Source organism: Actinomadura sp. KC216, from assembly GCF_004348535.1.
GTDB lineage: Bacteria > Actinomycetota > Actinomycetes > Streptosporangiales > Streptosporangiaceae > Spirillospora.
On record NZ_SMJX01000436.1, the window covers coordinates 1 to 5,643 of the forward strand.

Here is a 5,643-nt window from a genome sequence, read left to right on the forward strand (position 1 = left end):
GTCCCGAACTGCTCCGCGACCACCATCGGCGCGTGGTTCGGCAGCATCACCCCGCCCGACCCGACCCGCATCGTGGACGTCGCCGCCGCGACCTGCCCGATCAGCACCGCCGTCGCCGAGCTGGCGATGCCGGGCATCGCGTGGTGCTCGGCCAGCCAGTACCGGTGGAAGCCGAGCCGCTCGGCGTGCCGGGCCAGATCGAGGGTGTTGCGCAGCGCCTGGCCGGACGTGGAGCCGCTGACGACGGGCGCGAGGTCAAGGACGGAGAAGGGAACGCTCATAACGAGCGACAACCCCCGGCGCCCCTGTCCTCTTCCCGCTACCCGAGCAGCAGGTTGACAACGACAAAGGTCAGGACGGGTATGGCGATCACCGAGGGGACCCCGATGCTCACCCACGACCAGTTCACCAGCCTCCGCGCCCGCGCGGGGTCTTCGGCGAACACGGTCTCCGACTTCGTGTAGAGCATCGCGGCGACCACGAGCAGCGGCAGGAACGCGAACATCGTGAGGACGCCGCCGACGAACGCGGCCACCTGGCCGAGCCGGGTGTAGGTCCCGTCGGCGCCGATGCCGAACGCGGTACCGGGGGCGGGCGCGGGGACGGAGGCGGCGGAAACTGCTTCTGTCATGCGAGCACACCGATCACTAGCGAAAGTGATGTAGATCATACGCTTCGTGACGGCCGCGCGCGAGGGGCCGGTCGCCCTTTCTTGGACGACCGGCCAACAGATTCAGCGCAGCCGCAGCCCCAGCAGGACAGGGTCATGGTCGGACGAGCGGAACGCGTCCGCCTTGTAGAACCGCGGCGGGTTGAACTCGGTGTTGTAGTCGAGGAACACCGGCTCGTCGCTGTTGATGTGCCAGATCGTCGCGCCGGTCACGCGCCGCGAGAGGGACCGTCCGGCCAGCACGTGATCCAGCTCGCCCGCCTGCCCCTCGAACACGTAGCTGTACCGCTCGCCCGGACGGACGAACCGCTCCGTCTGCCCGACGAGACCGGCGCCTCTGAGCACGTCCACCGGGTCCTCGGACGCGTAGGCGTTGAGATCGCCGACGACCAGCGGGTTCTGCGCGCCGGCCGCGATCGCGCTGATCGCCTTGGCCTGCGCGACGCGGCGGGCGTTGTAGCAGCCCTGCCCGTCGCCCTGGTCCTTGTCCGGGCCCTGGGCGCCGTCGCAGCCCTTGGACTTGAAATGGTTCACGATCATCGTGAAGGGCATCGAGCCGCGCACCGGGCGGAACGTCTGCACCAGCGGGGGCCGGTCGAAGATCGGTTCTTCCGAGGAGCGCGCCGCACCGGACGGCGTCACCTTCGCGGGCCTGTAGATGAGCGCGACATGGATCTCGTCCGTCCCCGGGTACGGGTGCCGCACCCAGGCGTACGTCCCGGCGCCACCTCTCTTTTCACGTGCACTCGCCTGGTTCAGGCGGTCGACGAGGGCCTTGACCGCGGTGTCGCCGTTGTTCTCGACCTCCATCAGCCCGACGACGTCGGCGTCCAGGCCCTTCAGCGCGGCGGTCAGCTTGGCGAGCTGCCGTTCCTGCTCCTCCGGCGTGTCGGCGCCCCGCCGGTTCAGCGTCGTGAACCAGTTGAGCGTGTTGAAGCTCGCGACGCGCACGTCGCCGCCGACGTGCCGCGGCCGCACCGGGCGCGGGTTGGTGCGGGCGAAACGCGCCGTCCGGGTCGGCTCCAGCCGGTACTTGCCGAACCCGTAGTTCAGGACGCCGGTCAGCCCGTGCGCCGAGTCGCCGAGCCGCAGTACGTGCGGGTCGGTGTACGGGATCGTGTCCGGGTTCTGGACGTTCGACGCGTCGTCCACGAGCAGCCGCAGCGCGTCGTTGCGCTCCTGCGTCGAGCCGTGCCCGTCGGTCGGCTGGAAGAGGCGGCCGCCGGCGGAGACGGTGACCTCGCCGTACCGTCCGAGCGTGTAGGTCTCGGTCGCGGTGAGCCGCTGGTCGAAGCGCAGCAGCATGCCCTCGTACCGCTCCAGCGTCGCGCCGTCCCGCAGCGGGAGCCGGACGCGCGCCGGAGCGATCCGGCCCCCGGTGCCGCACACGTCCACGGCGGACACGGGCGACAGCTCGGTGAGCCCGTTGTACTCGACGGCCTTGCCCGTCACGAGAACCCGGTCGCCCGCCGCGACCTCCTGCGTCGAGTACACGAAGATGCCGTCGGAGGTCCGCGGGTCCCGGTCGGGCGCCGGGTCCTGGACGAAGAAGCCCTTGAGCTGGTCGGAGCGCTGGAAGTCCGCGGTGACGACGCCCTCGACCCGGACGGTCGTGCCGGCCACGGGGCTCGCGTCGCCGCTGCCCTGGACGTCGGCGATCCGGTGGTCGGCGGGCGTGCCGCACGCGGACGGCTCCGCCGCGGCGGCCGCCGGCACCCCGGCCGCGAGGCCGGCGCTGGTCAGGACGGCCGCGAGTGCTGCTGCTGTTCGGCGCATGGCGGGAGGCTACGGTCGCGTCCCCGGCGATCCGCGAACCATTAATGAAGACTCCACCAATTTGCAATGGATTGTCGGATTCTTGGGGAGCGCTTGATCAGGACGTGAAGAAACACTGACCGGCGCCTCCTCGATATCCGGCAGGAACCGCTCGCACAAGAGAACACCAGGGGGAGAGAGCCAGTGGCGGAGTCGCCGGTCGGATCCGAGTACGCCCGCACCCGCGACATCGTGGCCGTGTTCACCGTGATCATGGTGCTCACGGCCGTGCTGGTGATCGTCCTCGTCCAGGCGTGGCCGCCGGGGCCGCAGATCGGGCCCGACGGGCGCACCGAGATCGCGCCGACGTCCAAGACCCTGCACCTGGCGGGGTGGTCGGCGGCCATGTCCCGCGAGACGAGCCTGTTCGTGGTCGTCATGGCGGCGGGCGCGCTCGGCTCGATCGCGCACGTGCTGCGGTCGTTCTACTGGTACGTCGGGAACCGCGCGCTGCGCCGGAGCTGGCTGATGATGTACCTGCTCCTGCCGTTCATCGGGGCGCTGTTCGGGCTGGTCGTCTACCTCGTCGTGCGCGGCGGGCTGACCTCGCCGCTGGGCGGGCCGTCCGACGTCAACCCGTACGGGGTCGCGGCCATCGCCGCGCTCGTCGGGCAGTTCTCGCGCGAGACGGCGGAGAAGTTCCGCGCCGTGTTCGCGACCCTGCTGGCGCCCGCGCGGCCGGGCCGCGACCACGCGCCCGCGCCGGCGATCAGCAGGATGGAGCCGGTCAGCGGGCCGGTCGGCGCCGCGGTCACCCTGCACGGCACCGGCCTCGGGTCGGCGACGGACGTCCGGTTCGGCGGGGTGCGGGCGTCGGTCACCGACGCGACGGACACGCTCGTCCGGGCGACGGTCCCCGCGGGCGCGACCTCGGGGCCCCCGGTCGTGAACACCCCGGACGGCACCGCCACCAGCCCGGAGCCGTTCACCGTCGAGTGAGCCGCCCGCCGGTCGACGCCTACTTCGGGTCCCGCCAGTGGTCGTGCCAGGCGTCGTACGCCGCGCCCGGGAAGACGCGGGGCAGCTCGGACGTGGGCAGCCGCCCGAGTTCGGCGCCCGTCCTGGCCACGCCGAACTGGCGCTCGGTCACGTAAGCGGTGCGGCGCAGCGTCTTCGGCCCGGAGACGAGGCAGGTGTAGCGGGTGCCGGGGAGCTCGTCGTCGGGGATGGCCGCGCCGACCGCGAGGCTGTTGGACACCGCCACCCACGTGCCGAGGCCCGCGACCTGCCGCTCGGCGCCCTGGTCCTCCCAGCGATGCTCCAGGATCGGCTTGGAGAAGATCGGGACGAGCAGGTGCGACACCCCGCACGCCTCGAACTCGCGCTCCCAGCCGATCGAACGCCCGAGGTCCTCGCAGATCAGCACCGCGAGGCGGCCGAGCGAGGAGTCGAGCACGCCGATCCGCGTGCCGGGCCTGGCGTACTCCACGGCCGTGCCGGACGGCGGCGCGTCCGGCAGCCGCCACAGCCGCATCTGGTCGGCGGTCAGCGTGAACCCGGACAGCTTGTCCTGGACGAGCAGTTCCTGCCCCGTCCAGCGGTCGAGCAGGACCGCGCGGTTCGGCGGCGGGTCCTCCCCGCCGAGCGGGCCGCTGCCGAGCAGCAGGAACCGCAGCGGGCGCCGGTCCCGGTCGCGTCCGGCGGTGTCGAACGCGACCTCCTTCCACAGTTCGAGCAGCGAGTCCGACAGCGACGCCTCCGGCATCACGGCGAGCTGCGCGCCCGACTCGTCGAGCCGCCGGACGATCGCCTTGACACGGCTGCGGATCCCGGAGGAGTCCATCGGCCGGAGCCGGTACACGGTCATCCCGTGCCGCTCCTCGAACTCGATGTCGACGTCGTCGAAGGTCTCCAGCACCGGCGCGCACCCGACCGCGACCGGCTCGTCCCGGCCGAAGTGCGGGTCGTTCACCGCGGGCAGCACGCGATGGTCGATCCTGTCCCACATCGCCTGCGGGATGCGGTGGACGCCGAAGAACTCCGCCTTGGTGCGCAGCCCGCGGGGCCGTCCGGGGAACGCGCAGCGGGGGAGCAGCGCGCCGGTCGTGCCCTGCCCGTTCAGCTTCCCCTCGGTCAGGTAGTTGACCAGCACCGGCGCCAGCGCCGGGGTGCCGTGGTAGGGGCCGTACGGGCTGGCGTGGGCGAGCGCGATGTCGAGCCCGAGCATGATCGTGAACCGGCCGAGGTCGCCGTCCGCCGCGATGATCTCCGCCGTGGCGGCGGGGTCGAGGACGCCGTCGTCCAGGACGATGTCGGCGATCTCGCCGGCCCGCCGGCGGACCCGCTCGTCGGCGTACCAGCGCGCGGCCGTCCAGTCCTGGAAGACGCCGTCCGCGATCGAGTCGTAGAGCCGGACGAAGAGATCAGCTGGTTCGGCCGGGTGGCCGGCTGCGGCCAACTGATCCGTCATAAGCGCCCCCGGGGGTCTGACACGCGCGGTTACAGGTGGTGGATCGATGCTAACTCCCGCGCGGAGACGTTTCAGTGTCGTCGGCAACAGAGCCCGGCGGTCTCGTCACTTGACATTCACTTGGCACACGCTCATGCTGGAGGGATCCCGGCGGTGCTCGTCGACCTTTTGGAGAGTGACCATGAGCGCTGTTCCCGCCTCTGCCCGTGACCGCCGGACGGAGGTCCGGCGCCTCATCGACTCGATGGAACACGCCAAGGTCATCAGCGACGGCCATTTCAGCGCCCTCGGCATGCTGATCACCGACGCCTCGCTCAGCGCCGACGAGCCCGCCCTGGTGGAATGCCAGGACGGGCTCCAGTGGCTGCACCGCCACTACCTCGACCACGACGCCCTCGACGGCCCGCAGCGCGAGCAGCGCGGACGCATCCTCGGGCTGATCGACGTCGTCCACTGGGCGCTCAAGCGGCTCCCGTCCGGGCTCCAGCTCGCGCTGCAGCCCGACAGCTACGCCGCGCGCTTCCTCCTCGCCGTGTACCGCCGCCAGGGCCTGTCCAACAAGGACCTCGCCGCCGAGCTCCACACCGACGAGACGGAGATCAGCCGCGTGGGCCGCAAGCTGCTCTCCGCGGGCGTCGTGTGGCGCAGGAAGGAGTGGCGCCACAACGCATGGGACCTGACGCCCCGCGGCCGCCAGTACCTGGAGACCTCCGGCCTCCTCGCCGGAGACCTCGACCTCGCCGAGGAC

General features: G+C 71.6%; 6 protein-coding genes. 2 read left to right on the plus strand and 4 right to left on the minus strand.

The genetic code is table 11. The features are described from left to right. The 3 genes from E1264_RS39325 to E1264_RS39335 form a co-directional block, all read right to left on the minus strand. The coding region (locus tag E1264_RS39325) for an LLM class flavin-dependent oxidoreductase (protein WP_132182129.1) at positions 1-281 on the minus strand (281 nt) is incomplete at its 3' end. Positions 282-319: 38 nt separating this feature from the next. Further along, a complete protein-coding gene (locus E1264_RS39330; RefSeq protein WP_132182131.1) occupies positions 320-631 on the minus strand; it encodes a hypothetical protein in 312 nt (103 codons plus the stop codon). 102 nt (positions 632-733) lie between these two features. Beyond that, on the minus strand, positions 734-2,446 hold the full coding sequence (locus E1264_RS39335) for an ExeM/NucH family extracellular endonuclease (protein ID WP_132182133.1): 1,713 nt from the start codon (positions 2,444-2,446) through the stop codon (positions 734-736). 183 nt (positions 2,447-2,629) lie between these two features. On the opposite strand from E1264_RS39335, the gene E1264_RS39340 reads away from it, so the two are divergent. After that, positions 2,630-3,424, plus strand: a complete 795-nt coding sequence (locus E1264_RS39340; RefSeq protein WP_132182135.1) for an IPT/TIG domain-containing protein — start codon at positions 2,630-2,632, stop codon at positions 3,422-3,424. A 19-nt stretch (positions 3,425-3,443) separates the two neighbouring features. Here the strand turns inward: E1264_RS39340 and E1264_RS39345 are convergent, their stop codons facing one another. Then, positions 3,444-4,883 carry a hypothetical protein gene (locus tag E1264_RS39345; RefSeq protein WP_132182137.1) on the minus strand — a complete coding sequence of 480 codons (1,440 nt, stop codon included), beginning with the start codon at positions 4,881-4,883 and terminating at the stop codon, positions 3,444-3,446. A 193-nt stretch (positions 4,884-5,076) separates the two neighbouring features. Between E1264_RS39345 and E1264_RS39350 the strand changes: the two genes are divergently transcribed. Beyond that, a partial coding sequence (locus E1264_RS39350; RefSeq protein WP_132182139.1) for a hypothetical protein occupies positions 5,077-5,643 on the plus strand: 567 nt, incomplete at its 3' end.